This is a genomic window from Brucella sp. NBRC 14130 (genome assembly GCF_040371715.1).
GTDB classification, from domain to species: domain Bacteria; phylum Pseudomonadota; class Alphaproteobacteria; order Rhizobiales; family Rhizobiaceae; genus Brucella; species Brucella intermedia.
This window is the reverse complement of the sequence record NZ_BAABTE010000003.1, coordinates 317,440-344,377: the sequence shown is the minus strand read 5'-3', so window position 1 is coordinate 344,377 and position 26,938 is coordinate 317,440. Positions and strand designations below refer to the sequence as shown.

Here is a 26,938-nt window from a genome sequence, read left to right as displayed (position 1 = left end):
TTAGTCCGCTAACAAAAACGTGAGTTTGAACGCGCCGATCGCGTTACTGCCGCAGACGGGATGATCAGCTCCACCCGCCGCCATAGGTCCGGTAGAAAACGTGAAGGCCGATCTTGGTGACCTTCTTCATGGTCGGAGCCCAGAACGGACGAACATAGGTCGCGTGATAATGGGTGGCGGAGCCGACTTCCGGCAGCCATATCTGACCGGCGGAGACAGTCTTTGCCACCTGCTGGGCCATGCGCCATTGCGGCATTTCGGTTACGCGGTGTTTCTGGCCGTCACAGGCAAACGAAAACTGGCAGGCATTGAGCCAGTCGCGGTTCTGATAGACCACGCCGCAGATCGTTCCCGGATAGGCGGGATTGCGCACGCGGTTGAGGACGACCTGGGCGACCGCGACCTGTCCCTTCACCGTTTCGCCCCGGGCTTCATAATAGACGGCTTCGGCAAGGCACTTCTGCTCGCTCTTGCTGAACGCTGACGGCGGCAGCGGCGTCGCGGCCCATTCATGATCCTGTTCGCTGATAGGCGGCACGAAGCGCCCTTCATCCGGCTGGGGCTTCAGGATGCTTTCGAAAGGCGATGTCTTGCCGTAGTCCGGCGTCGCAGGCGCATAACCAAGGGCCAGCACATCCGGCTGGTCATTGGTAATGAGCTTGGCAAGCTGGGTCGGCATTTCGGCGCGCGGCTTCGGCGGCTGGACCGCATGGAACGCCATGGTGATGGCGACTTCCTTGCCTTCCAGCTTGCTGGAGAAAGCCATTTTCGCGTCCGTCTTTTCAGGCGGACGCGTGATCATGCTGATCTTTTCAAACATGCTGCCGGCGGTGAAGGCCTTGGCCGGCGCCTTGGGCTTTACCGAGACAAGACGGCCCGTCTTGTCGGCGCGATGGATGCGGTTTTCATCGGGATTCGGATCGTCCGGGCCGAGCTTTGCCGTCTTGCGCCCGCCCGACAGCGCAACGCGGCCTATGCCCGGCACCTCGATGCCGTTGTTGGCGATGCTGCCCGTCACGGTCGTTGCATCGACGAAGGGCATTTCGGCCTGATGGACGGAGCCGACCGGCGCCTTGGCGACGAAGGCAGTCCAGCGGTGCGTTCCCATGTCCGCCGACGGCACGAGGCTCGCCATGTCCTGAAAGGCAATCGCATTGGAATTGAAGAGATAGGTAATGACAGCCAGAACCAGCGGCACCAGACGGTGCGGTTTATGGACTGTCTGGCGGGGCTTTGCGCGGACGGCGTAATAGCGCCCCTCCTCCGGGCAATAGCCCGTGACAGGGTAATGCCACACCGGCTCGGCAACGGCCTTCCTTCGACCAAACAGCGCTCGTAAAGATACAAGACGCACCGCACACTCCACTCACACTGACTGAACCATGCCGGTGATAACGGAGTATTAACCTTGTCCTGTGGGTTGGGGACACGCTTGCAGCTCTGGCGAATACAGTCATTATCAGCAGCGCGTTAACCATGAACGAATATGGTTAATGCGGGGTTTAAGCGAATTCCGCTTTACAGATTGCGGACAGCTACGGTGAGGAGGTGCATCATGGATAAGGTCACGGGCGGCTGCCTGTGCGGCAATGTACGCTTCGAAGCGGCGGGACAGCCGTACCGGGTCGGCATCTGCCATTGCCTTGATTGTCGCAAGCATCATGGCGCGCTGTTTCATGCCTCGGCGATATTTCCCGAGACTGCGGTTACGGTCGAGGGAGAAACCGGCGACTATGCGGGACGGCATTTTTGCCCGCGCTGCGGGTCGTCCGTTTTCGGCCACAGCGGCGATGAGATCGAAATCAACCTCGGTTCGCTCGATGCGCCGGATCAGTTCAAGCCGACCTATGAACTCTGGACCATCCGCCGCGAAAACTGGCTGCCGCCTTTCCCGGACATGCATGGCTATGAGCGCGACCGCGATGGGTCGAGTCGGTTCGAGGAGGGAATTTATGGAGACGCTTGAAAATCGGAATTATCACGCTGGCTTTTTTCTGAGGGGAATGATGAACACACGCTTTTCGCCTGCCTGTGCCGCAGTTCTGCTTGCTGTTGCGTTGGCTCTTCCGGCAGGGAGTGCCTTTGCCAAATCCGCCTGTGATGGCGTGACGACCACGCTCACCAAACAGCAGAAAACAGACTACAGGTCGCTCATCGCACAAAGTCTCGGCAAGAAAGTCAAACCAGCTTCCGTCAGCATCGAGAGCTTCATGCAACATGGCAACTGGTCTGTTGTCTATGCGGATGTTCCGGTGGCTGATCCCGGCTATTTCTTCTTCGATCTTTCCGGTAAATCGCCCAAACTGAAGGACGTCTGGGGCGGGATGGCTGAAAGAGACGAGATGCCCGATCTGGTCAAATGGGCTGAAAAGCTTGGTGCCAACAAGGAAATTGCCGCCTGCTTTGCCGATACGGCAACTGCTCCTTGAGTTATGCAATGACTTCACAGACCATGTTCGACTTGTGAAAGCCCCAATCATCTGTGAAAAGCGGGCAGATACTGACCTGTTCAAAGCGAGCACCATGTTCAAGAAAACCCTCTTCGCCGTGGTGCTCATCGCCATCGCATTATTCGGCTATACGAAGGTCATGGCCAAGATAAGCCTGGCCGAACCTCCGCTTGCCGCCCCGTCCGAACAACAGGCCGATGCAATCAGGGTTGAAAAGGCTGACCGCCAGATGACCCTGTTGCGCGACGGGAAGACAATCGCCACTTATCAAATATCGCTCGGCAGCAACGGCGATGGCGGTCACAAACAGCGCGAAGGCGATGAAAAGACGCCGGAAGGGCATTACGTCATCGACTGGCGCAACCCGCGCTCAATGGCGCATCTGAGCCTGCATATTTCCTATCCCAACGAAAACGACAAACAGGCCGCAGCGGCTGCCGGACATGCCCCGGGCGGCAATATCATGATCCACAGCCTGCCGAATGGCTGGGGCTGGCTGAAATCGGCACACCGGCTCTGGGACTGGACCGATGGCTGCATTGCCGTCACCGATGCGGAGATGCGTGACATATGGGCCAGGGTTCCGACCGGAACGCCGATAGAAATTCTGCCCTGACGGCCAGTGACCCATCGCTAGCCTTCCAGATTGCCTCTAGCATTTCCTGTTTTCACTGAATCACTGGAAATGCTCTATCGTTTCTCTTTAAGCATGTCTCCCGGAACCGGTTCCCATTTTCGGGAGACATGCTCTAGCTCTTCACAGACCAGCGTTCGATATCCGCACTCTGCCCGATCAGTGCGAGGCCGTTGGCAATGGAATCGAACTGGTTCGAGCTTGTCACCTCGGCATCGGGAAAGCGGCTTTCAAACACGGTGCGGATGACCGGCACGAAAGACGTGCCGCCGGTGAGGAAAACCCGGTCGATAGACGAGGTTTCCAGCTCCGCTTTCTCGACCGCCTGCTGCACCGAGTTTTCGATCTGGCGCACATCGTCAGCGATCCAGTTTTCGAAATCGTTGCGGGTAATGTCGGAACGGATTTCAAAATCATCCGCCTTGAAGTGCAGTTCCGATATGCGCTGCGATGAAAGCCGCACTTTCAGGTCCGATACGGCGCGATAGATTTCGTAGCCATAATCGTTCTCGATCAGGTTGATGAAATGTTCGAGTGGCTTCGGGTCAACCGCTTGCCGGGCCAGTTCGTCCAGATCGCGGATGGTGGCCGGAGAGTTCATCAGAAACAGCGTGTTCCAGCGGGCAAAATTTGCATAATAATGGTTCGGCACAGTCAGCCTCTTGCCGAAGGACTGATATTCCGTCCCTTTTCCAAGCAGCGGCGACACGGCATTGTCGATGATGCGGTAATCGAACGTATCGCCTGCAATACCGACACCCGTCTGGCTGAGCGGCGTGAAACTCAGGCCTTGCCTGTCCACGTCGAACCGCACAATGGAAAAGTCGCTGGTGCCGCCGCCAAAGTCGGCCACCAGAACGGTGGACGCGGCCGTCAGTTCCTGCGCATAAAAATAAGCGGCGGCGACAGGCTCATAGACATAATGAATGTCGGTGAAGCCGAACGCCCGGAACGCCTTTTCATAGCGCTGCATGGCCAGCGCTTCATCGGGCGAAGCGCCTGCAAAGATCACCGGCCTGCCGATGACCACGCGATTGCCCTTTGGCGGCAGGCGGTCGCCCAGCCGTGCGGCAACCGTTTCGAGGAAAGTGGTCAGAATATCCTCGAACTTGAAGCGCTTGCCGAAAACCGGCGTGTCGGTGAAGGACTTCGATGCCGCGAATGTCTTGAACGATTGCAGCATGCGCGTGGAGTGCGGCGCGTTGACGAATACGTCCATCGCCCATGGCCCGCTTTCGACGGTGCGCTCGCCGGTTTCACGATCCTGCCAGAAGCAGAGAACCGAACGGTAGCCGGTGATATCAACCCCATCCTTCGGCACACTGAGAACCGCCGTCGTGCCATCGGCTGCGGCAACGGAAAGAACCGTGTTGGTCGTGCCAAAATCGATGCCCAATGTCACGCCGTCAAATGGGCTCTGGTCAGCCTTCGTCATCACTGCACCTTTTTTGGAGGAAATCGGGGAGCGGGCGGATTAGCAGCCGTCGCAGCCAAGCTCAACCCGAAAGTGTGGATTTGGCGCAGACTAGAGCATGTCTCCCGAAAGCGGGAACCGGTTTCGGGTCAAAGACATGCGATAAAACAAACAGATAGCGCATCCCGAAAAGTGTGAAACGCCTACGCAGGGAAATCAGTCCACTGGACTGATTTCTGATCCTGCTTCGATCGAATAAGATGCGCGATAAAACAAACAGATAGAGCATCTCCAACGATTCATGAAAAACAGGAAATGCTCTAGGCTCAGGACCTATTAATTTGAGTTGAGATGTGATTCACGGTTTCTAGAAGGAGACCGTGATGAGTGATTTGTTTCTGCTGAGCGAGCGCCAGATGGCTCGGATCGAGCCGCATTTTCCCTTGGCCCACGGTGTTCCACGCGTGGATGATCGCCGTGTCGTCAGCGGCATCGTCTACGTCATCAAGCATGGTCTGCAATGGAAGGATGCGCCAAAGGATTACGGGCCGCACAAGACCCTCTATAACCGCTTCATTCGCTGGAGCCGGCTCGGCGTGTTCGACCGCATCTTCGCGGCGCTGGCCGGCGAAGGTCCCAATCCCGAACGCATCATGATCGACGCCACACATCTGAAAGCGCATCGCACGGCCGCGAGCCTGCTAAAAAAGGGGATGTTCCCCGTCGTATCGGGCGAACCAAAGGCGGGCTGAACTCCAAGCTGCACACTGTCTGCGATGGCGAGGGACGCCCGATCATCATGCTGCTCAGCGAAGGCCAGATGAGCGACCATAAAGGCGCTCGTCTGATGCTGAATGTATTGCCTGCTGCAAAAACGCTGATTGCCGACAGGGGCTATGACAGCAAGTCCTTCCGGGAAGCCTTGCAGGCAAAGGGCATCGAGCCCTGCATCCCCTCAAGCCGCAGCAGAAAGGTTCCATATTCCTACGACAAGGCGCTCTACAAGAAGCGTCACAAGGTCGAGAACCTCTTCGCCAAACTCAAGGACTGGCGGCGCATCGCGACGCGCTACGACCGATGTGCGCATACTTTCTTCTCAGCAATATGCATCGCCGCTGCCGTTATCTTCTGGTTTTGATTTAACGAGATGCTGTAACGGGGCCTGCGCCACGCCACCGGCTGACGCATCTTGAAATTGCCCGCAGCAAGCTGTCGTTGTTCCCGTATCGGTCTCAATCGGAGGAATATGGGATGAAGCTGTTCATAGGACTGGATGTATCACTGGCGAAGACTGCGGTCTGTGTAATCAATGAGCACGGCAAGATCGTAAAAGAAGCGCAGGTTCTCAGTGATCCCCAATCGATCGTGGATTTTGCAAACACCCTGGAGGGATCGGTCGCTATCATAGGGCTTGAAGCCGGGCCGCTGTCCCAGTGGCTGCATCGCGGTTTGGCCGATGCCCGGCTGGAAGTTGTTCTGATGGAAACCCGACAGGTGAAGGGTGCTCTGAAGGCAATGCCGATCAAAACGGATCGGCGCGACGCGGAAGGGATTGCCCGACTGCTTCATCTGGGCTGGTTCAGGCCCGTACATTGTAAATCCGTGTCGGCACAGGAAGTTCGTGCACTTCTGTCTGCCCGCAAGGCGATCCAACAAGGCATGATCGCGCTGGAACTGTCATTGCGCGGATTGCTGAGAAACTTCGGCCTGAAGGTCGGCGCCATCTCGCGCGGCCAGTTCGACGCCAGGATCAAACAGTTGGTGGAAGGCAATTCCATGTTGCAAGCAGCGTCCGGACCGATGTTACGCGCGCGCACCAGCCTTCGCCATGAACTGGCGGGACTCGAACGTCAGGTCCGTCTGCTTGCGAAGGACGACGCGGTGTGCCGGCTATTGATGACGATGCCTGGCATCGGGGCGGTCGTCGCCTTAACTTTCCGATCCGCGGTCGATGATCCCGCGCGGTTCTCATCGTCCAAGAAGGTGGGTCCATGGGTCGGCCTTACACCTTCGCGCAACCAGTCCGGTGAGCGCGACGTGATCGGCGGTATTACGCGAGCTGGCGACGCCAATCTGCGAAGAGCCTTGTGTCAGGCGGCTACCGTTATGATACATCGGGGTCGCTCGACATGGCTGAGAAGCTGGGCCGCACAAGTCGCCAAACGCCGAGGTGCAAAGCGTGCGATGGTGGCTTTGGCAAGGCGCATCGGTACCATCCTTCACCGGATGTGGACGGATGGCACCGAATTCTCTTCAGACCGATTGCTCACCAAGTCGGCCTGAGCCTTCACATCAGAACCATATCGTTGACGTCTGCCTGACCGCAGACCTTCGAGGTCCCAACCGGGACGCGGTTCCGATGATGCCGTGGTCAGGACTGTCGCCGGCCTCTGCCGAGCACGCCAATGAGATGGGCACATCGGAATTACCGCACTGGACCAGCATCATGTTGGCAGCTATCGCGCTGACCACGGACCGAAGCATGAGCCCGGGCGGACCTCAAACGAAGGGCAAAGCAAGTCAGGCAGCGGCGAAAGGGGATCTGTCGGGATTATTTACCGCAATGGCACCATGACGGCGCGGCTGCGGTCGTCACTTTTTGCTTGACTGGAACGGCCCCGTTACCGAAGTCCTGAGCCTAGATAAAAAAGCCCGGATCACTCCGGGCTTTTTTTACTTCTTCTTTTTGGCGCGGCCTGCGAACGGATTGTCCGAGGTACGCAAGGAAAGCCTGATCGGCACACCCGGCATGTCGAAGGTTTCGCGCAGGCCGTTGATGAGATAGCGCACATAGGATTGCGGCATCGCATCGGGGCGCGAGCAGGACACGACGAAGCCCGGCGGACGGGTCTTTACCTGCGTCATATACTTGACCTTGAGGCGGCGGCCAGAAACTGCCGGCGGCGGCTGATGCGCGATGACACCTGCCAGCCAGCGGTTGAGACGCCCGGTCGAAACACGGCGGTTCCAGATTTCGTGGGTCTTGACGACATTCTCCATGAGCTTGTCGATGCCCTGCCCGCGCTCGCCGGAAATCGGCACGGCGCGAAGTCCACGCACCTGCGGCAGCAGGCGGGCCGTCTTTTCGTAAAGATCGGCAAGAACCATCTGGCGGTCTTCGATCAAATCCCATTTGTTGAATGCGATGATCGGCGCACGGCCCTCACGGATGATGAGATCGGCGATCTGCAGATCCTGCTTCTCGAACGGGATCGTCGCATCGAGCACGATGATCACCACTTCCGCAAAACGGATCGCGCGCAGGCCGTCGGCAACCGACAGCTTTTCAAGCTTTTCCTGCACGCGCGACTTGCGGCGCAGGCCAGCCGTATCAAACAGCTTGATCTTGCGGTCACGCCATTCCCAATCGACCGAGATCGAGTCACGCGTAATGCCTGCTTCCGGTCCGGTCAGCAGGCGGTCTTCGCCCAGCATGGTGTTGATGAGCGTGGACTTGCCGGCATTCGGGCGTCCGACGATGGCGATGCGCATCGGCTTGGTCGCATCATAGGCCGGGATTTCTTCTTCATCCGGGTCTTCGATGTCGTCGCCGATCAGTTCACCGACAACCTTCGGCGTGAAAACCTCGTCCTCGGCTTCCTCTTCCTTCTCTTCGGCAAAGACGCGCTCTTCGCCCAGAAGCTCGACAATCGCGTCGCGCAGGTCGGGCATGCCCTGACCGTGCTCGGCGGAGATCGGGCATGGTTCGCCGAGGCCAAGCTGGAAAGCATCATACATGCCGGATTGCGCGCCGCGCGCTTCCGCCTTGTTGGCCACCAGCACGACCGGCTTGCCGGAACGGCGCACCACTTCGGCAAAGGTGCTGTCGGTCGGCGTCAGGCCGTTCTTGGCATCGATGACGAACAGGATGACGTCGGCTTCCTGAATGGCAGCTTCGGTCTGGGCGCGCATCCGCGCTTCCAGGCTGTCATTGGCAGCTTCTTCAAGACCCGCCGTATCGATAACCTGAAACTTCAGATCGTAGAGCTTGGCATCGTGGATGCGCCGGTCGCGCGTGACGCCCGGCAGGTCATCGACCAGCGCCAGCTTGCGGCCGACGAGGCGATTGAACAGCGTGGACTTGCCGACATTGGGACGCCCGACGATGGCGACTGTAAAACCCATGGAAGAAGATAACTCCAAAACTTGCGAATTTATGTGCTTTGCGCGTCAGGCACCTTGACGCCTGCGCTGCGCATCAGATCGAGCATCGTGTTGGACCGCTGGCGGATATTGGCCGGGGCCAGACTGTCATTGGCGATCTGCTGGAACAGCTTGACCGCGTCGTCGAAACGTTCGGCCTTCCATGCGGCCAGGCCCAGGGCTTCCCGCGCGCTGGAGCGCATCGGATTGCCGTCTGCGGAAAGCGTTTCCACGCGCTTGGCCACATCGTCATAGGAACCGCTGTCGACCAGCAGATAACCGGCGCGCAGACGCGCGACATCGCGCAGCGGCGCAGGCACGGCATTGTCGGCAGCAACGTCGTCGAACGCCTTCACGGCACCGGCGGCATCACCCTTGTCGGCGATGACCGATGCGGCGCGAAGACGCGCCAGCACCGGATAGGAGCCGTAGCCGGTCTTTTCCAGATCGGCGAGTGCAGCGAGCGCCTCGTCGTTCTTGCCTTCCGAGGTGAGATCCAGCGCGGCCAGGAACTTGTCGCCGGAAGCGGAAGCCTTGCTGTCGGTCCAGTGCTGATAGCCGACCCAGCCAGCCGTCCCCAGAACGATGGCCACGGCGGCGCCGATCACCAGCGGACCGAAATTCCGCCAGACCTGCTTTGCCCGTTCCGAACGGATTTCCTCGTTTACCTCGCGAATGAAACTGTCGTCTGCCATGGACCTGCCACTAAAGCCAAATTGATGTTCGATATTTATGCGTTCTGGCGCTTTTAGTCGGAATTCGCGCCAGATGTAAGACCCGTATGCGAAATAAGCCAACACATGCGTTACAAAGTGCATTCCGGTCCGACAATCGCCTTATTCAAGAACTAGCCACGGAATTTCCGGAACTGTTTCCCCTCCCCCTCGTTTAGTGGTCCATGCGCTTTCTGTCCCCCCGCCCATTTCTGCTTTCAGCCCTTGCTCTTTCCACCTGCGCCGCGCAGGCGGAACCGGTGCCCGCAAAGCCGCAATATGTGCTGATCTCCTTCGACGGTGCCCATGACAATGCGCTGTGGACCCGCTCGCGCGAACTGGCGAAGAAGAACAACGCCCACTTCACCTATTTCCTGTCCTGCGTCTTCCTGATGACCAGACAGGACCGGCGCGATTACCAGCCGCCGCACAAGCGGGCGGGTTCGTCCAATGTCGGCTTTGCGCTCAGCCGCGATGAAGTCGTCGCGCGTCTTGGCAATATCTGGCAGGCGCATCTGGAGGGAAACGAGATTGCCAGCCATGGCTGCGGCCATTTCGACGGCACCGACTGGTCGACCGCCGACTGGGACAAGGAGATCAGGGAATTTCGCCGCATCACCGCCGACGCCTACAGGAATAACGGCATCGACGGCGAGCCGGAAGGCTGGCGCGACCTCGCGCTGAAGGGCATAAACGGCTTCCGCGCGCCCTATCTCGCTGCGTCGAAGCCGGTGCAGGACGCGCTCAAGGCAAACGGCTTTCGCTATCAGGCATCGTCCGTCACCCGCGGCCCGGAAGCGCCGATCCTCGCCGGTCAGTTCGCCTCATTCGGATTGCCGCTTATCCCGGAAGGTCCGTCGCAGCGCCCCATCGTGGCGATGGACTACAATCTCTATGTCCGCCACTCGAAGGGCAAGGAAGCCCCGCAGCAATCGTCAGCTTTCGAGGAACGGGCCTACAAGGCTTTCCGGGCGGCGTTCGACAAGCAATGTGCGGGCGAGCGCATTCCGCTTCAGCTCGGCTTTCATTTCGTGCTGATGAATGACGGCGCCTACTGGCGCGCCATGGAACGGCTGGTGGCGGAAGTCTGCACCAGGCCGGATGTCAAATGCACGACCTATGGCGATTATCTGGACAGTCTCGACAAGGAAACGGTCCACGCGGGCCAGAACAGATCCTGACTTCAGGCCGAAGGCACCGTTTCCAGATCTCCGCGATCCGCCGATGGCAGCGGCTCGTCATGGATAGTCGCCTCGAACGCCCTCAGTCGCTTGTAGATCGACAGCAACTCGATGATCGTCGTCCACGATTTGACGAGATACTGGAACGATTCCTGTACCTGCGAAAATACATTGATGATCTGGTTCATCAGGCCGAGCGTCAGCTTTCCAGCCACGATGGACGGTATGAGGATCAGGGTCGCGAAAATATTGTCGGCCTGTAGATAGAAAATGCGGGCCACGTTGAAATAGACATAGTGGAAATAGAGCCGGAAATAATTGTGCCGGACGTTGCGGAACAATTCGGCCATTGTCACTGGCCCGGCGCGATCGTCATGATCTTCACCATAGACGAGTTCCTTGCGGTAAGCCGCTTCCACGCGCTGGTTGTTAAACTCCAGTCCCGGCAGCTTGATGCCGACCAGCGCCAGCAGACCGGTCCCGAAGGCAGCCCAGAAAACAGCCGCCCATACAAGCGCATGCGGTATTGTACCGATAACCGGCAACTCGGTGATTTTCTCGGAAAAGCTGAACAGGACCGGCAGAAAGGCGATCAGCGTCAGAATAGCTTTCACCAGATTGACACCGAGCTGTTCCAGCGTCGTTGAAAAGCGCATCGTATCTTCCTGCACACGCTGTGCAGCGCCTTCGATGGAACGCAGTTTCGGCCAGTACCTGACGTAATAGTCATTCATCGCCGTGCGCCATCGGAAGATATAATGGCTGACGAAGAAGAGGCTCAAAACGCTGACCGTGACGCCAATAAAGGCAATCTTGGCAAAAGTGACCAGCCCCCAGTAGAAATCGGCCGCGCTGACGGCGCCGGGTGTTGTCAGCGCCTTCTGTATCATGTCGTAGAACGGCCCATACCAGGCATTGACCGCCACGCTGACCTGCACGCCGAAATAGGTGGTGAACAGGATCAGCGCCGATCCGAGTATCGACCAGCGCTGCCAGGGATGCGGTGAAAACCACGCCCAGAACAGATAGAAGGCGAATATCATCACCGCGAAATAGATATAGAACCAGAGAAACGGCGCCGACCAGAAGATGCTTGCGCCGATAATCGGCGCGGCGTCGGGCGCCAGCGGCGGCAGGCCGAACACTGCGCCCAGCCGTTCACCTCCCTCGTACCAGCCGATTATCGCCAACAGGCACCAGATTACGACGGACCAGAAGAACAGTTTCGGACGGGGGAAAAACGACACAAACACCGGGTTACATCCAACTCCTGAGGAATTATCCTCATAAGAAGCCGGTCCTTGTGCGTTTACCAGTTAAATTCCTGTAAGGTTTTCAACCCGCTGTCCGGGCGGCGCGTCCCGCCACGATGCCAAGCACCGCGACGACCACCAGCGAGAGCGCTGCGGCCAGACTTGCCGACGTGAACGAACCGGAGCGCTGCGCCATGAAACCTGCCACCAGCGGTCCGACGATCTGGCCGATGCTGAAGCACACGGTCATCCGAGCCAGAGCGCGTTTCGGTGAAGACGGTGCGAGCGTGCGGGCAATCTGCAATCCAAACGCCGTCAATGCCATGAAGGTCATGCCCAGAAGCGCACCGCCCACCAATGGACCGAGTGGCGGCGCCAGAACCACGCTTGCCGCGACGCCCACCGCCTCAAGGGTGGCCGTCAGGGCAAATGCGTTGAAGAGGCCGAATTTACGGGCGGCGGGAGCCCACAGCCAGATGGAGGGCGCTGCCATCAGGCCGGTCACCACCCACACAGCCGCTTCCATCAGCGGACCGCCATCGGTCGCGCGCACGATTGCAATGAGGAATGTGGCCGTGATCACATAACCGAAGCCGAAGATGCCATAGGCCAATGCCAGCGCGTTGAAGGCGAGGCTTTTGGGGAGCGCCGGTTCGCGCGTGCCGCTGTTTCCGCCGACCGGACCTTCCCGGACGAAAGCCGCGACCAGAACGGCCATCACAATGGTGAGAACGGCAGCGCCGATCCAGTCGGCCCGCCAGTCGAGCCCGGCAAGGCGGATCAGCGCCACCAGAACGGCAGAAAGCGCAATGCCACTGCCGACGCCGCCGAAATGCAGGGCTCCAAGCCCGGCCCTTTCCGCCGCCGTAACATGACTGAGCACGATTGCCGTGCACAGGATCATCGTCACCGCGCTTATGAAACCGGCCGCAAAGCGGATGATGGAAAACAGCCAGACGCCGTCAAAAAGCGCCATGGCGGCGCAGAGCAAACCGCTGATTATCAGGCCCGCGATCACGCTTGCCCGTTCGATGCCCGCGGACCAGCCATAACCGGCCACGACCGCCCCCAGCAGATAGCCGATATAGTTTGCCGACGCGATGAACCCCGCATCGGCGGCAGTGAAGCCGATATCGGCCATCATCCCGGGCAGGATCGGCGTATAGATGAAACGCCCGATCCCCATGGCGGCAGCCATGGCAAGAAAACCGCCGAAAGCATAGCGAACGGCGGTGCGATGGTGTGAAGATGCTGGCTTGGTCATTTGCAGGGAGGTCTCGGTCATTGGCGGCAAAATAAGCTTCATTCATCCAAGGACAATTGAATTTTTCTGATCGGATCGATCACACGGATTGACGCTGAAGCCGCTCCCGATCTCCGAAACCCGACGACAGAGTTGGATTTGAACTCTGCCGGAGCAGAACTACAATAGATCTATTGCACTCTCTTGATGGAGGATCAGGATGAACGGGTCGAAATTCTGTCTGTGGGCGACCGTGACGTTCGCCACCGCAGGAGCCGTCCAGGCACAGGAACTGAAGACCATGGATGATGTGGGCAGCGCGCTGAACGCTTGCTGGACCGCGCCTGCGGGCAGCAAGAATTCAGCCGTGACCCTCAGCTTCAGCTTCAAGCGCAACGGCAGCCTGATGGGGCCGCCCCGCCCCAGCGCGATCAACGTTCAGGGGGATGACAAGGCGAAAAAGGCATTCGTGAACGCTGCTATCGACGCGGTTGAAAAATGCACGCCGCTGAAACTTGCGCCCTCGCTGGCAGAGGGTATCGGCGGGAATGTCTTCACCATGCAGTTTCATTCGGCGGATTGATCGATGCCAGACAAGGCGGTTCCCAGACGTCTGCTGGAAGATCACGTCGCACCATACGATGATCCCATCGCCTTCACATGAGGCCAGACGGTATCCCTGACCGGAAAGGCCGAAATCTGGGACGGCTACCGGTGGCTGTGGGCTGTGGGAGCGGATGGCCGTGCGGGGTGGATTCCCGATAACAGCATCATGGTCAAGGATGATACGGTCATCACTCTGCGCGACTACTCGGCGATGGAACTGACCTGCAACAAAGGGACCATCCTCCACGTTATCGAAGAAACGCATGGATGGGCTTGGTGCAGCGCCCCCAATGGATTTTTCGGTTGGGTGCCGGTGAACAAACTTGCCTGACATTCCCCCCGTTTTGAGCGAGCGAAAAGTTTCTCTTGCGAATCGCATAAGTGCGTGCTTATGTGACGGCATGAATGAGAACGATATATTCAACGATGTTTTCAGGGCGCTTGCCGATCCGACCCGCCGGATGATCTTCGAGAAGCTGGCATCCGGCAGCATGAATGCCAGTGCGTTGCGGGAAGGGATGGAGATCAGCCAGCCCGCCATGTCGCAGCATCTGGCGGTGTTGCGCGGCGCGGGACTGGTGCGTGAGGAACGTGAGGGGCGCTTCGTCAATTATGAAGTCGATCCGAACGGACTGACCCTCATCGCCAACTGGCTTGCCAAATACCGCGCCTACTGGCCGGAACGTATCGATGCTCTCAAAACCTTGCTGAAGGATATGGACCAATGACCGACCGGCAGGAAGAACACCGCGAAAAAGCGATAGAGCTGGAATATGAGCTGGATGCCGCACCCCAGAAAGTCTGGCGCGCGATCAGCATTCCGGAATTTCGCCAAAACTGGCTTCCATCCGAGGCACTGGCCGACCCGGAACCTGCGTCCTGCAAGCCCGGCGAGGAGATCAGCTACCGGGTGCGGGAAAACGAACCGCCCTTTCTGGAAAGCATGGTGACGTTCCGCATCGTGCCGGGCATTTCCGGCGGCACCTGTCTGCGCGTCATCCACGAATTGAACGACGCGCGGGTGAAACATGCCGCACCGGTTGCCGCCAACAGCAACCGGATGCCGGCCATGCGCGCAGCCTGAAGCATCTACATTCTGATTTTGGAAGAGAGGAGTTCGCCATGCGCGAAACGATGCAACTCGTCCCTATGGTCGTTGAACAGTCGAGCCGCGGCGAAAGGTCTTTCGATATCTATTCGCGCCTGCTGCGCGAGCGGATCATCTTTCTCAATGGCGAAGTGAACGACACCGTATCCGCGCTGATCTGCGCGCAATTGCTGTTTCTGGAAGCGGAAAATTCCAAACAGCCGATCAATCTCTATATCAACTCGCCGGGCGGCGTCGTGACCAGCGGCCTCGCGATCTATGACACCATGCGCTATGTCCGCGCGCCGGTGCACACGCTCTGCATGGGGACGGCCCGTTCCATGGGTTCCTTCCTGCTGATGGCGGGGGAGCCCGGCCATCGCGCCGCCCTTCCCAATGCGAACCTGCTTGTTCACCAGCCTTCCGGCGGCTTTCAGGGGCAGGCATCGGACATTTTCATCCATGCCGAGGAAGCCCAGCGAACCAAGCGGCTGATGACGCGTCTTTACGCCGAACATTGCGGCCGCACCTATGAAGAGGTGGAACGCGCGCTTGACCGCGATAATTTCATGACTGCGGAAGCGGGTCTCGAATGGGGATTGATCGACCGCATTCTAGAACGGCGGGAAGTTGCGGCGGCGTGAGAAGCAGGGTCTTCTGTCGCCAGCAGCGTTGTATATGTCCGCCGGGAACAGTATCAACGCCGGATGGATAGAAATCACGCAGCAATCCCCGAAGAAGCGGCAAAGGCCCTGACCGTCCTGCAGGAATGCCTGGGGTCATCCTTACAGGCCCTATATCTGCATGGCTCCGCCGTGAATGGCGGCCTTCGCCCCAACAGCGACGTTGACCTGCTGGCGGTCTGCGACCGGAATCCGGCACCTGAAACCAGCGCGCTTCTCGTTGACCGGCTGATGCAGATATCGGGCCGGCACCCGGTCGCCCCCGGAATGCCCCGATGCCTGGAGGTGATGATCTTTCTGCGGCAGGACCTCGCCGCTTCTAGCTATCCTGCGCGGTGCGCCTTCATCTATGGAGAATGGCTGCGTGACGAATTCGAGGCCGGGATCGTGCCGCAGGCCCATAACGACCCCGAATATACACTGGTGCTCGCGCAAGCCGGCCAAGAAGCAATAAGCCTTGTGGGGCCCACGCGTGAGCATCTTCTGCCATCCGTGCCGCATGGAGATGTGCGACGGGCGATTGCCGATGCCCTGCCCGCCCTTATCGGCAACCTTGCAGGCGACGAGCGCAATGTCCTGCTGACGCTGGCGCGGATGTGGTACACGCTCGAAACCGGAACATTCGTGCCGAAGGACGCCGCCGCCGAATGGGCGCTGCCCCTTGTTTCCCCCGAAACCGCCGCAGCCCTTGCGCTCGCGCAGGCGGCCTATCGGGGCGCGGCTGTTGACGACTGGCAAAGCCATCCCCTGCTCGCACGGCAGGCGGCTGACGAACTGGCACATCAGGTGCGGCTGCATTTCTGAAAATCTTCAGGCCGCGGCTTCATCCTTTTGCCGCTGCGCAGGCACCGGAACGCTGTCGGGAATATCCGAATGCAGGAAGTGCAGAAGGGTGTCCTGAACCGACGACAGGCGGTGCGCGCAATCGCGCCAGCCGAACGGAATATCCTTCGGCATGGACGGAATCCGGCGCGGCTCCTCCCCTTCCTCCAGCTCGCAATTGGCAATGACTACCTGCAAGGCTTCCATCAACCATGGCGGCGGCGGCGCCTCCTTCTTGCGCAGCGCATTGCCCAGCGCTTCACCGAACAGCAGCGCCGATGCGTAAAGACGGATGCCGCGCCGATCATAACGGCCCGCCATTTCCGTGACCTCGCGCGCCACCAGCCGCCCGCGCAGCGACCAGCGCGCATTGCTGCGGGCCAGTGCGATGCCGTCGCCCAATGCGATCACCGCCCGGTGGGCCGAGGTAAACTGGTTGATCGCACTTTGCGCCCGCACCGGGTCCTGCTTTTGCAGCGCCACGGCCGATTGTTTCAGGCCCTTTGCCAGCCGGTCGAGCAGGCCGCGAGCGGCCTTGTCGATCAGAAGCAACGGGCTCGGTGTCATCAAGATCTGGCTGAACAGCAAGCCCACGCCCGCGCCGACCAGAACATCGACCAGTCGCGTCACGCCTGCGACCTGCGGCCCCATTGCGAGAACCAGAATCGCCGAAACGCCCGACTGGATGGCGATTGCAGGCGCCATGCCGAAAGAGGTTGCCAGCACCATGGCAACGAAAGTCACGATGCTGGTGTGGAAGACCGGAACAGTTTCGGGCAAAAGCAGCGAAAGCTCCCCGACCAGCACGCCCGTCGTGACGCCGACGACCACGCCGATCGCCTGCTTGCCGTGGTTGGGCAGGTTCGGCGCCAGACAGATCACCGCCGTCACCATGGCGAAAACCGGTTTCGGCTGGTCCAGAAGCAGCTGGCAGATCAGCCATGCGACGCCGCCTGCAAAGGAAGCGATCAGGGAATCGCGCCAGCTCGCAGACCATTGCTGAACGACCTTCTTCGCGCGCTGCCGCATCGATTTCTCCATCTGCTTACCGGCAGCTATCTATGGCAGCATTTTCCCGCCTCAAGGCTTGAAGAAGTTTTCGTACTGGTCCGGCTTGAAACCGACCGTCAGCTTTCCATCCCTGTCGAGAACCGGGCGCTTGACCATGGAAGGCTGCGCCAGCATCAGTGCCCGCGCCCTGCCCGCGTCGACGTTCTGGCGTTCTTCCTCCGGCAGTTTGCGAAATGTCGTTCCGGCGCGGTTGAGCAGCTGCTCCCACGGAACGCTTTTCAGAAAGCGGTCGAGCGTTTCGCCGTCCAGCCCTTCCTTCTTGTAATCGTGGAACGCGTAGTCGATGCCATGGTCTTCAAGCCAGGTGCGCGCCTTCTTCATGGTGTCGCAGTTCTTGATACCGTAGATGGTCACGCTCATATCCGACTCCTTTGATCGCTTAGAGCGTGATGTTTTCAGGTTGAACCATTATCCCGCTCCAAACTTTTTGTTTGAGCATGTTTTTATCCGAAAACCGGTTCACACTTTTCGGAATCACGCTCCAGCCGCGATCAAAGGCGATCGAAACGCCGGTTTCAACCTCTATCTGGAATCGTGAAAGATTATGCCCAGCGTATGCCGCTTGCCGGAACGGATGCGGCTGACGCCGTGCCGCATCTTGACGCGATAATCGCCGCGCGTCCCCTGCATCGGACGGTCATTGACCGCGAAGACCACGCCGTCGCCCTGCCGGAGCGGCACAACCTCGGCCCGGCTCTGCATGCGCGGGCGCTGTTCGGTCAGGACGAATTCGCCGCCCGTAAAATCCTTCTCCGGCTCGGACAGCAAAATCGCCACCTGCAACGGAAAGGCGATATCGCCGTAAATATCCTGATGCAGGCAATTATAGTCGCCCTCGACATATTGCAGGATGAGGGGTGTCGGGCGCGTCTGCCCTGCCGCGTGGCACCGCTCCAGGAAGGCATCATGGGTGGGCGGAAACCGGACATCCGATCCCAGTCTTTCGCTCCACCGATTGGCGATGGGAGCCAACTGAAAATAGAGCTTCTGGCGCAGATTCCAAATTAAGGCAGGAATGGGATTTGCGTAATATTTGTATTCTCCGCGCCCAAAACCGTGTTTTCGCATCGAAATCACCGTTCGAAATGCGGCCAAGGTGTGATAACCTGCGGCAATCTCGTGGCAATCCTGTGGCGAAATTATGTTTTCGAGAATTGTGGCCCCGAACTGGTCGAGTTCGGCGCCGATTTTTTGCCAGTCATAGGCGGGAATATTCTGGCCCTGCGTGGGTTCATTTTTGTTCATGCCTGACCCTCCCGCTTCAGGAGATCGCGCTTGCGCTCGACACCCCAGCGATAGCCGGAAAGGCCGCCATCGTTGCGCACCACGCGGTGGCACGGAACCGCGACCGCGATCTTGTTGGCCGCGCAGGCCTGCGCCACCGCACGGACCGATTTCGGTGCGCCGATGCGCTCGGCAATTTCTGTATAACTTACTGTTTTACCGACAGGAATTTCTCGCAAAGCCTGCCAGACGCGTTGCTGGAACGCGGTTCCCTGCAGATCAAGCGGCAGGTCGAGCCCGATGCGCGGCGCTTCGACGAAACCGACCACCTCGGCGACCATATCCTCGAAATCGCGGTCCGCACCGATGAGATTGGCCTGCGGAAAACGCTTTTCCAGGTCACGGATCAGTTCTTCCGGGTCGTCGCCCATCAAAATGGCGCAGACGCCCTTGTCGCTTGCCGCCACCAGCACCGCGCCCAGCGTCGACTGGCCGATGGCAAAACGGATATCCGCATTCTTGCCGCCCTGCTTGTAAGCCTTTGGAGTCATTCCCAAAATCCCATCCGAAGCCTCATAGAACCGGCTGCTGGAATTGTAACCGGCATCATAGATGGCGTCGGTTACGCGGATTTCCGGCGCATCAAGCGCCGCCCGCATCTTCCTCGCGCGATGCGCATCCGCATAGGCTTTCGGGGTCAGTCCCGTGAACTCCTTGAATATGCGATGAAAATGGGCCGGGCTTGCCTTTACCGAAGCCGCTATTTCTTCAAGGGATGGCACTTCTTCCGCCGTTTCGATGAAACGGCAGGCAGAGGCCACCATCTCGGCATAGCGGGTGCTGTTCTGCGTCGCGAGCGTTTCGGACAGATGCGGCTTGCAGCGCATGCATGGCCGGAAACCGGCGCGTTCGGCATCCTCGCAACCGTCGAAGAACTGCACGTTCTCGCGCTTTCCGCGCCGCGACGGGCAGGACGGGCGGCAATAGACGCCTGTGGTGCGCACAGCATAGACAAATGCCCCGTCCGACGCCTTGTCGCGGTCGAGCACCTTCTGCCAGCGGCTTTCATCGGGGTCGTGGGTCTTCATGGTCATAAGGTTCATGTCCGTACTCCTTCAATATGAGCATGAAGGAAGGCTAATGCCACCGCGTCGAAGCTGCACTCCGCTGCTTGCTTTCAAATTCGAAACGGCGCCGTTGCACAGTCTGTTCACAAATAAGGAACATGCAAGCTTCCAGCTTTTATACCATGATATGAAAGGTAAACAGGGAGAAGACCATGACGACAATCGGCTTCATCATCGATGGCAAGGAAACACCATCCGCTTCCGGCAAGACATTCGACCGCAAGGACCCCGTCACCGGAAAGGTCGCCACCACAGCGCCGGCGGCCAGCCTTGCCGATGTCGATGCGGTTGCGGAATCTGCCGCGAAAGCCTTTGAAAGCTGGTCGGAAACCGGGCCGGGCGAGCGTCGTGCACTGCTGAACAAGGCGGCTGACCTGATGGAAAGCCGCGCCGATGAATTCATCCGCCTCATGTTGGAAGAAACCGGCGCAACCGCGCCTTGGTCGGGCTTCAATGTCCATCTCGGCGCCGGTGTGCTGCGCGAAGCCGCAGCGCTCACCACGCAGATTACGGGCGAGATCATCCCTTCGGACAAGCCCGGCATCGTTTCCATGGCGGTGCGCCAGCCGGTTGGCGTGGTGCTTGGCATGGCGCCCTGGAATGCGCCGGTCATTCTGGGCGTGCGCGCCGTTGCAGCCGCCCTTGCCTGCGGCAACACGGTTATCCTGCGGTCGTCCGAATCCTGCCCCGGCGTTCATCACCTGATCGTCAAGACACTCAACGATGCTGGCTTCCCCGCCGGTGTGGTCAATGTGATTTCCAATGCGCCCGAGGACGCGCCGGAAATCGTCGCCGCCCTTGTTGCCCATCCGTCCATCCGCCGCATCAACTTCACCGGCTCCACCCATGTCGGCAAGATCATCGCCAAACAGGCCGCGGAGCATCTCAAGCCCGTGCTGCTGGAACTGGGGGGCAAGGCGCCCTTCATCGTGCTGGAGGATGCCGATCTCGATCAGGCGGTCGATGCGGCAGCTTTTGGCGCTTTCATGAATCAGGGCCAGATCTGCATGTCCACGGAACGCTTTATCGTGCATGAGAAGGTGGCGGATGCCTTTGCGCAAAAACTTGCCGCCAAGGCAAAATCCCTTCCCGCCGGTGATCCGCGCGGCAATGTCGTGCTCGGTTCGCTGGTCGATCTCAAATCCGCCGAGCGCATGGATGCGCTCATCCAGGATGCCGTGTCGAAAGGCGGCAAGGTTCTGGCGGGCGGCAAGCGCGAAGGCTCCATCGTCGAGGCGACGATCATCGATCACGTGACGCCCGACATGAACATTTATACGCAGGAATCCTTCGGGCCGGTGAAACCCATCATCCGCGTCAGGGATGCCGATGAGGCGATCCGTGTGGCCAACGACACCGAATATGGCCTTTCATCCGCGATCTTCAGCCAGGATGTGAAACGGGCGCTGGCGCTTTCGAAAAAGCTTGCGACCGGCATCTGCCACATCAATGGCCCGACGGTCGCAGACGAAGCGCAGATGCCCTTCGGCGGCGTGAAATCTTCCGGCTATGGCCGTTTCGGCGGAAAGGCCGTCATCAACGAATTTACCGACCTGCGCTGGATCACCATCGAAGGCCCGCAGCATTATCCGTTTTGAACGAGAAAGGGCGGAGCTTTCAACTCCGCCCTTTCATCATCGGTATCCGTTCAAGACTTTCGCGCTTCCTTGATCGCCTCGATCAGCTCCGGCTCCTTCATCACTCCGCCATAGAGCTTGGTGCCGATGACGAAGGAAGGCGTGCCACCGAAATTGAAGGCTTCGCCCTGATCCATATTGCGCTCAAGAACGGCATTGATGCGCTTGGAATCAGCCTTATAGGCCGCATTGAGCTTCGCCGGATCGAGTCCGCCCTTTTTCAGCGCCGCATCCACCTGTTCCGGCGTAAGGCGACCGGGCGTCGCCATCAACGCTTCCATCGCCTTTACATAGTTGCCGGATTTTTCCGCCGCCAGAACGAGGCGCGCGGCATAGGCGGACGTGTCGCCGAAGATGATCCAGTCCTTCATGACAAGGCGCACATTGCCGTCATTCCTGACCACGCGCATCAGTTCGGCATGCCCCTTCTTGCAGTAAGGGCACTGGTAATCGAAATATTCGACAATGGTGACATTGCCGTTAGGATTGCCCAGAACCGGGATTTCCTTGTCGTAGAGTACTTCCGCAACCGTCGGAACACGCTGGGCGAGGCTCTCGCCACCCGAAATCGCTATCGTTGCGGCGCCCGCCGCCGTTGCGGCCAGTATCTGACGACGATTCATCATGAGCTTGCTCCTTTGCCCGACTTTGCTTCAGACTGGGATTTATCCAACACCACGACACGCGCACCGGCGCTGGCGCGCTTGTAGAGATCGAGTATGTCCTGATTGTAGAGGCGGATGCAGCCGGACGACGCAGCCTTGCCGACGGACCATGGCTCGTTGGTGCCGTGAATGCGGTAAAGCGTGTCCTTGCCATCGCGATAGAGATAGAGCGCACGGGCACCGAGCGGGTTGCGGATGCCACCCTCCAGACCATTGGCGTATTTTGCGTAATGCTCCGGATTGCGCTTGATCATGTTGGCAGTCGGCGTCCAGCGCGGCCATTGCGACTTGTAGGCAACCTTGGCATCGCCTGAGAAAGTCAGACCAGCGCGACCGACCCCCACCGAATAACGGATTGCCTTGCCGCCCGGCTGCACGAGATAGAGATAGCGCGCATAGGGATCAACCACGATCGTGCCCACCGGCTCGTTCGTGGCATAGTCGACTTCCCGACGCAGATTGCGATCCGCGATCTTACTGACATCAAGTGCGGGAATGAGATTGCCGCGGTCGTTCACCGCGCCATACATGGTCTCATATTCACTCTTCGCCGTCTGCATTTCCGGCGCAGGCTGCCTCACGGGTTCGGCTGCAACAGGCTCGGGCCTGAAGGCCACCGGCTGCGGCATGGTGACGGCGATGGGCCGCTCCGCAGATGCGGTCGTGCATGCCGCGGCAACAAAAGGCAGGCAGACAACCACGGCCATCCGCAGCAGTGATTTCCGCGCGTTCTGTTTGTCAATCGATACAGTCAATTCTCTTGCCCCCGGGCCATCTTGAAATCCTTACATCCTTTGTCGCCGGAGCATTCTCCAGAACTATTGGAAATGCTCTATCTCTTTGTCTTTACGCATTATCCAACGCAAAACCGCTTCGCACTTTTGCTGGAAATGCCCCGTCTTTATTCTACGCATTGTCCGACGCAAAACCGCTTCGCACTTTTGCTGGAAATGCTCTAGTCAGCGCTCACAAGACCGACCGAACGTTCGATGGAAGCGGTCGTGACATCGCCCACCAGTCTGGTTCCCTCCGGTTCCTTGCTGATGCGATTGAAGAAGATCATCGTCGGCGGCCCGGCCACGCCGAGCTTTGCCATCAGGTCGGCATTGCCCGCTGTGAGCTCGGAAATATCCGCCTTGACAAGCTGGTAACCTTCCAGCGCCTTCTTCACGCCAGCGTCGGGCAAAACCCGGCGCTCCACGGTGGAACAGCTTACGCACCAGTCCGCCGTGAAATAGACAAGCGTCGGCTTGTCGCCGCGCGCCTCGCCAAGTTTCTCCTGAAGGGAAGAAACAGTCTCGACCGGCGCAAATTGCAGCGCGGCCAGATTCTGGTTGCCGCCACGGTTACCGAATGCGGCCAGCGGTTGCAACGGGTCTTTTCCGCCCGACGCCACGCCGATCATCAAAATGACGCCGTAGACGAATGCCGCCGTGCCTATGGTGCGGGCGACAACGCTGCGCCCCGGAATTTTGAGGAATGCGAAACTTGCGGTCCCGAAAAGCAGGAGCGCCCACAGCACCATATCGACACCCGGCGGCAGAAGGGGAGCCGCCATGAAGATCGCGGTCGCGAGAAAACCGAAGCCGAATATCTGCTTTACCGTTTCCATCCATGCGCCTGCACGCGGAAGCGTGCCAGCGCCAAGCGTGGCGAAGGCAATGAGCGGCAATCCCTTGCCGATGCCGAGCGCAAAGAGCGCGGAAGCGCCAAGCGCGACATTGGCGGTCTGCGCGATATAGATAAGCGCGCCTGCAAGCGGCGCCGTAACGCAAGGGCCGACGATCAGCACGGACGAAAAGCCGAGAATGGCAGCCGACCGCTTGGAGCCTGCCCGCTGCTGGCCGTGGGGACCAGTCCGCGACGAAATCGCGCTGACCCATGAATTGGGAAGCTGTATCTGGAAGAGGCCGAACATGGAGAGCGCGAGCAGCACGAATAATCCTGCCAGCACGAGTGCTGTCCATTTCGATTGCAGCACCATCTGCAGGTTCTGTCCCGACCAGCCTGCGATTGCGCCGACCACGGCAAAACCCAGCGCCAAGCTGACGACATAGGTGGCGGAAAGCACGAAGCCGCGTTTTGCGGTCAGCTTCTCACCTTCACGCGCCAGCGTTCCGGCAAGGATGGGGTAGATGGGAAAGACGCAAGGGGTGAAAGCAAGCAGCACACCGAAAGCCAGAAATGCCGCGATCACCAGCCCGGCACCGCCGCGATCCAGCAGCCCCTCGACCATGCCCTTTTCGGGTGCAAGGGCAAATGCCGCATTTGGTGGAGCGGCTGGCACCGCAGCCGGTGTGAAGGTCGGCGTCTGCGCCAGCAGCTTGGCCTTTTGGCCCTTCTCGCTCGAGATTGCGAGCGTGACCGGATCGACCGTCCTGGTTTCCGGGCGGTAGCAGATGCCGTCTTCCTGACAGCCCTGATAGGTGAGTTCCAGCGGCTCTGTACCCGCCTTCACGCTTGCCGTGGCGTGGGTGTAATAGACTTCAAGCCGCCCGAAATTCGGGTCGTCCTTGGGCTGCCCGGGCTGCGTGTCGACGGCAAGTGGATTTCCCTGCCCGTCCTTCGCCGCTATATGGTCACGATAAAGATAATAACCGTCCGCGATCTGCCAGTTAAGTACCAGTTGGCCATCCGTGTCCTTCAATACGCTCAGGCGGAATGCCTGATCGACCGGTAGCGGGTTTGCCGCCGAGGCCGGGCCGAGTGCGAGGAACAAACCGATGAACAAGCTGGCTAGGCCCGCAAGGAGACGCATTACGATTTTCCGCATAATTCGATTCGGACAAATTGATCATGTTGCAAATGGCGAATGTCCCCGCCACCTTAAGGCAGCCTTAAGCTGGCGCAGGGAAAAGCCCGTGCGGGGTTAAACATCAATAAAGGCAGAAACAGGAACTCATGCGCATACTCGTGGTGGAAGACGACACGATCCTTCTCGACGGACTGACTGTAGGGCTTGGGCTTGCCGGTTTCACCGTGGATGCCGTGTCGAACTGCTGCGACGCGGAAGCCGCGCTTGCCGCGCAGAACTATAACGCGGTGGTGCTCGACCTGATGCTGCCCGATGGCTCGGGCCTCGACATTCTGAAATCCATGCGGCGCGGACGCGACGAGACGCCGGTTCTGCTGCTGACCGCGCGCGATCAGGTGCCCGAGCGCATTGCGGGGCTCGATGCCGGTGCGGACGATTATGTCGGCAAACCCTTCGACCTGCATGAGCTTGCGGCCCGCGTGCGCGCCGTCGCCCGGCGCGGCGCAGGACGCGCCAATGCCCTGCTTGAATGGCGCGGCGTGGAACTGGACCCGGCGGAGATGTCGGTGCGCTTCCATGGCGAACCCGTGCGGCTGACCCGGCGCGAATTCTCGATCCTGCGCACCTTGATGGAGCGGCCCGCCGCCACCTTCTCCAAATCCTCGCTGGAGGAAGCGCTTTACGGCTGGCAGGAGGAAGTGGAGAGCAACGCGGTGGAGGTGCATATCCACCATCTGCGCTCCAAGCTTGGCTCCGATTATATCGAAACCGTGCGCGGGGTCGGCTATCGGCTGGCGGGAGCAAGGACATGAATTCCATTCGCAGCCGTCTTACCGGCATCCTGATCGGCGTCACCTGCGTCGTCTGGCTTTTCGCGGTCGTGTGGATCCATATCAGCACCCAGTCACAGCTTGAAAAAGTGCTCGATGCGCGCCTGATGGAAGCCGCGCGGATGGTCAACTCGCTTCTGACGGACCATCGGGTCGCGGTTGGCCCGGATGGAGATGGCGGGCAATTGTCGTTGAAGCCGATGCCCGATTTTCCGCTCTATGACCGGCAGCTTTTCTGCCAGATATGGGCTCTCGACGGCAAGCTCGTGGGACGTTCCGAAAGCGCGCCCGGCGTGCGGCTCACCAATATCGCGAACGGCTTTTCGGATACGGAAGTTGCGGGGGACCGCTGGCGCGTGTTCGCGGTGGAAAATACCCAGCTCGGCCTGCGCGTCATGGTCGGCGACAGCCTGAGCGTTCGCGAAAGGCTGGTGCAGAATGTCGTGACCGGGCTTGTGCTGCCCGCGCTGTTGATGCTGCCCGTTCTGGCGCTCATGATCTGGCTGTGCGTACGGCGCGGCCTCGATCCGCTGAGCCGTCTTGCATCCGTGCTTTCAAAGCGCCAGGCGCAGGATTTGCGGCCACTGCCCGAACACAACCTGCCCAAAGAGATTGCGCCTGCCGTCACCGCGCTGAACGGGCTTTTCCAACGCGTCGAGGAGGCGCGCGAGCGTGAGCGCAATTTCGCGATCTTCGCCGCGCATGAACTGAAGACGCCGCTCGCCGGATTGAAGACGCAGGCGCAGATTGCCGAAAGCGCAAAGGACGAAACAATGCGCGCCAATGCGGTGCGCCAGATCGCAGCGGGGGTCGACCGCACCACCCGTCTCACTAATCAGCTTCTGGACCTCGCCGCACTCGAAACCGGAGACGACATTGAAGCACCGGCATGCGAACCGGCGTGCCAGCTTCTCGTTGCGGTGTCCACCGACATGCGGATGCTTGCGGCGCAGCGCGGCGTTTCCATCGAGCTGCCGGGCAACATGCCGCTGGTACAGATGCCCTTCCCGCACCTCTTCACGCTTGCCGCGCGCAACCTGATCGAAAACGCCGTCAACCACTCGCCCGGCAACGGCACCGTGCGCTGCCGCCTTGAAGCCTCAGCCGACAAGCTCAAGCTGGTCGTCGAGGATGACGGGCCCGGCATTCCCGAAAGCGAAATGCCGCACGTGACCGAGCGTTTCTTCCGCGGCGCTAATCGCAATGAAACCGGCAGCGGCCTTGGGCTTCCCATCGTGAAAATGGCGGTGGAGCGTATGGGCGGCGAATTGCAGCTGCAAAACCGCCCGCAAGGGGGCTTAAGCGCGTCGATCATCGTGCCGGGCACCATCGTCGGATGACGGCCATCTCAAACGGAACCACGGCGCGCATCGAACAAGGCTCATTCCCCTGCTTTCAGG

Annotated in this window: 28 protein-coding genes; 15 read left to right on the top strand and 13 right to left on the bottom strand. The window is 59.6% G+C overall.

The window, feature by feature from the left end; translation table 11 throughout:
• Positions 1–64: 64 nt before the first annotated feature.
• Complete coding sequence (locus ABWW28_RS07735; protein WP_353390667.1) at positions 65–1,354, bottom strand: cell wall hydrolase; 1,290 nt, start codon at positions 1,352–1,354, stop codon at positions 65–67.
• Positions 1,355–1,555: 201 nt separating this feature from the next.
• Between ABWW28_RS07735 and ABWW28_RS07730 the strand changes: the two genes are divergently transcribed.
• From ABWW28_RS07730 to ABWW28_RS07720, 3 genes are all read left to right on the top strand, one after another.
• Entirely contained in the window at positions 1,556–1,966 is a 411-nt protein-coding gene (locus tag ABWW28_RS07730) for a GFA family protein (protein WP_025089693.1), read from the top strand.
• A gap of 40 nt (positions 1,967–2,006) precedes the next feature.
• Entirely contained in the window at positions 2,007–2,429 is a 423-nt protein-coding gene (locus tag ABWW28_RS07725; protein WP_025089694.1) for a hypothetical protein, read from the top strand.
• Between the two features lie 94 nt (positions 2,430–2,523).
• Positions 2,524–3,066 carry a L,D-transpeptidase family protein gene (locus ABWW28_RS07720; RefSeq protein ID WP_353390664.1) on the top strand — a complete coding sequence of 181 codons (543 nt, stop codon included), beginning with the start codon at positions 2,524–2,526 and terminating at the stop codon, positions 3,064–3,066.
• A 133-nt stretch (positions 3,067–3,199) separates the two neighbouring features.
• Here the strand turns inward: ABWW28_RS07720 and ABWW28_RS07715 are convergent, their stop codons facing one another.
• Positions 3,200–4,519, bottom strand: coding sequence for an Hsp70 family protein (locus ABWW28_RS07715; RefSeq protein WP_353390662.1), 1,320 nt, complete (start codon positions 4,517–4,519; stop codon positions 3,200–3,202).
• 362 nt (positions 4,520–4,881) lie between these two features.
• Here ABWW28_RS07715 and ABWW28_RS07710 point away from each other — a divergent pair.
• Together ABWW28_RS07710 and ABWW28_RS07705 are read left to right on the top strand one after the other, a co-directional pair.
• Positions 4,882–5,636 (top strand): IS5 family transposase gene (locus ABWW28_RS07710; RefSeq protein ID WP_353390660.1). Its coding sequence is split into 2 segments (ribosomal slippage): positions 4,882–5,215 and positions 5,215–5,636, totalling 756 coding nucleotides; the frame shifts between segments, so codons are not numbered across the junction.
• A gap of 113 nt (positions 5,637–5,749) precedes the next feature.
• Positions 5,750–6,781, top strand: coding sequence for an IS110 family RNA-guided transposase (locus ABWW28_RS07705; RefSeq protein WP_100649055.1), 1,032 nt, complete (start codon positions 5,750–5,752; stop codon positions 6,779–6,781).
• Positions 6,782–7,171: 390 nt separating this feature from the next.
• Here ABWW28_RS07705 and der read toward each other — a convergent pair whose 3' ends face one another.
• Complete coding sequence (der, locus tag ABWW28_RS07700) at positions 7,172–8,623, bottom strand: ribosome biogenesis GTPase Der (protein WP_353390659.1); 1,452 nt, start codon at positions 8,621–8,623, stop codon at positions 7,172–7,174.
• Positions 8,624–8,652: 29 nt separating this feature from the next.
• Entirely contained in the window at positions 8,653–9,336 is a 684-nt protein-coding gene (locus ABWW28_RS07695; protein ID WP_353390657.1) for a tetratricopeptide repeat protein, read from the bottom strand.
• 203 nt (positions 9,337–9,539) lie between these two features.
• Between ABWW28_RS07695 and ABWW28_RS07690 the strand changes: the two genes are divergently transcribed.
• Complete coding sequence (locus ABWW28_RS07690; RefSeq protein WP_353390655.1) at positions 9,540–10,535, top strand: polysaccharide deacetylase family protein; 996 nt, start codon at positions 9,540–9,542, stop codon at positions 10,533–10,535.
• Between the two features lie 2 nt (positions 10,536–10,537).
• On the opposite strand, the gene sbmA is transcribed toward ABWW28_RS07690, so the two are convergent.
• Both sbmA and ABWW28_RS07680 read right to left on the bottom strand, forming a co-directional pair.
• Positions 10,538–11,788, bottom strand: a complete 1,251-nt coding sequence (gene sbmA / locus ABWW28_RS07685) for a peptide antibiotic transporter SbmA (RefSeq protein WP_006466143.1) — start codon at positions 11,786–11,788, stop codon at positions 10,538–10,540.
• An 82-nt stretch (positions 11,789–11,870) separates the two neighbouring features.
• Positions 11,871–13,052: a YbfB/YjiJ family MFS transporter gene (locus tag ABWW28_RS07680; protein ID WP_353390786.1), complete on the bottom strand. Its 1,182-nt coding sequence runs from the start codon at positions 13,050–13,052 to the stop codon at positions 11,871–11,873.
• 199 nt (positions 13,053–13,251) lie between these two features.
• Between ABWW28_RS07680 and tolA the strand changes: the two genes are divergently transcribed.
• The 6 genes from tolA (at position 13,252) to ant(9)-Ic (ending at position 16,211) form a co-directional block, all read left to right on the top strand.
• The gene (gene tolA / locus ABWW28_RS07675; protein ID WP_100648134.1) at positions 13,252–13,614 is read left to right on the top strand and encodes a cell envelope integrity protein TolA; all 363 of its coding nucleotides are present in this window, start codon (positions 13,252–13,254) and stop codon (positions 13,612–13,614) included.
• 189 nt (positions 13,615–13,803) lie between these two features.
• Positions 13,804–13,968 (top strand): SH3 domain-containing protein, encoded by a 165-nt coding sequence (locus ABWW28_RS07670; RefSeq protein WP_313372645.1) that lies wholly within the window; start codon positions 13,804–13,806, stop codon positions 13,966–13,968.
• Positions 13,969–14,038: 70 nt separating this feature from the next.
• The gene (locus ABWW28_RS07665; RefSeq protein ID WP_021586180.1) at positions 14,039–14,365 is read left to right on the top strand and encodes an ArsR/SmtB family transcription factor; all 327 of its coding nucleotides are present in this window, start codon (positions 14,039–14,041) and stop codon (positions 14,363–14,365) included.
• Positions 14,362–14,721: an SRPBCC family protein gene (locus ABWW28_RS07660; protein WP_113464483.1), complete on the top strand. Its 360-nt coding sequence runs from the start codon at positions 14,362–14,364 to the stop codon at positions 14,719–14,721. Before ABWW28_RS07665 ends, ABWW28_RS07660 begins: the two co-directional genes overlap by 4 nt.
• Before the next feature lie 38 nt (positions 14,722–14,759).
• Entirely contained in the window at positions 14,760–15,368 is a 609-nt protein-coding gene (locus tag ABWW28_RS07655) for an ATP-dependent Clp protease proteolytic subunit (RefSeq protein ID WP_006472915.1), read from the top strand.
• A gap of 63 nt (positions 15,369–15,431) precedes the next feature.
• Positions 15,432–16,211 carry an aminoglycoside nucleotidyltransferase ANT(9)-Ic gene (gene ant(9)-Ic / locus ABWW28_RS07650; protein ID WP_183514180.1) on the top strand — a complete coding sequence of 260 codons (780 nt, stop codon included), beginning with the start codon at positions 15,432–15,434 and terminating at the stop codon, positions 16,209–16,211.
• A gap of 6 nt (positions 16,212–16,217) precedes the next feature.
• Here ant(9)-Ic and ABWW28_RS07645 read toward each other — a convergent pair whose 3' ends face one another.
• From ABWW28_RS07645 to ada, 4 genes are all read right to left on the bottom strand, one after another.
• A complete protein-coding gene (locus ABWW28_RS07645) occupies positions 16,218–17,258 on the bottom strand; it encodes an FUSC family protein (protein ID WP_353390651.1) in 1,041 nt (346 codons plus the stop codon).
• A 51-nt stretch (positions 17,259–17,309) separates the two neighbouring features.
• Complete coding sequence (locus ABWW28_RS07640; protein WP_113476362.1) at positions 17,310–17,660, bottom strand: ArsC family reductase; 351 nt, start codon at positions 17,658–17,660, stop codon at positions 17,310–17,312.
• A 162-nt stretch (positions 17,661–17,822) separates the two neighbouring features.
• Positions 17,823–18,545, bottom strand: coding sequence for a 2OG-Fe(II) oxygenase (locus ABWW28_RS07635; RefSeq protein ID WP_112670516.1), 723 nt, complete (start codon positions 18,543–18,545; stop codon positions 17,823–17,825).
• On the bottom strand, positions 18,542–19,627 hold the full coding sequence (gene ada / locus ABWW28_RS07630) for a bifunctional DNA-binding transcriptional regulator/O6-methylguanine-DNA methyltransferase Ada (protein ID WP_021586187.1): 1,086 nt from the start codon (positions 19,625–19,627) through the stop codon (positions 18,542–18,544). Before ada ends, ABWW28_RS07635 begins: the two co-directional genes overlap by 4 nt.
• A 176-nt stretch (positions 19,628–19,803) precedes the next feature.
• Here ada and ABWW28_RS07625 point away from each other — a divergent pair, with 176 nt between their 5' ends.
• Positions 19,804–21,249 carry an aldehyde dehydrogenase gene (locus tag ABWW28_RS07625; RefSeq protein ID WP_112670518.1) on the top strand — a complete coding sequence of 482 codons (1,446 nt, stop codon included), beginning with the start codon at positions 19,804–19,806 and terminating at the stop codon, positions 21,247–21,249.
• A 50-nt stretch (positions 21,250–21,299) separates the two neighbouring features.
• Here the strand turns inward: ABWW28_RS07625 and ABWW28_RS07620 are convergent, their stop codons facing one another.
• The 3 genes from ABWW28_RS07620 to dsbD form a co-directional block, all read right to left on the bottom strand.
• A complete protein-coding gene (locus tag ABWW28_RS07620) occupies positions 21,300–21,914 on the bottom strand; it encodes a DsbA family protein (RefSeq protein ID WP_006466131.1) in 615 nt (204 codons plus the stop codon).
• On the bottom strand, positions 21,911–22,660 hold the full coding sequence (locus tag ABWW28_RS07615; protein WP_112670520.1) for a L,D-transpeptidase: 750 nt from the start codon (positions 22,658–22,660) through the stop codon (positions 21,911–21,913). The genes ABWW28_RS07620 and ABWW28_RS07615 overlap by 4 nt, the downstream gene beginning before the upstream one ends.
• 248 nt (positions 22,661–22,908) lie before the next feature.
• Entirely contained in the window at positions 22,909–24,711 is a 1,803-nt protein-coding gene (gene dsbD, locus ABWW28_RS07610; RefSeq protein WP_112670524.1) for a protein-disulfide reductase DsbD, read from the bottom strand.
• A gap of 143 nt (positions 24,712–24,854) precedes the next feature.
• Here dsbD and ABWW28_RS07605 point away from each other — a divergent pair, with 143 nt between their 5' ends.
• Together ABWW28_RS07605 and ABWW28_RS07600 are read left to right on the top strand one after the other, a co-directional pair.
• On the top strand, positions 24,855–25,520 hold the full coding sequence (locus tag ABWW28_RS07605; RefSeq protein ID WP_021586193.1) for a response regulator: 666 nt from the start codon (positions 24,855–24,857) through the stop codon (positions 25,518–25,520).
• Positions 25,517–26,878: an ATP-binding protein gene (locus ABWW28_RS07600; RefSeq protein ID WP_112670526.1), complete on the top strand. Its 1,362-nt coding sequence runs from the start codon at positions 25,517–25,519 to the stop codon at positions 26,876–26,878. The genes ABWW28_RS07605 and ABWW28_RS07600 overlap by 4 nt, the downstream gene beginning before the upstream one ends.
• Positions 26,879–26,938: the final 60 nt, after the last annotated feature.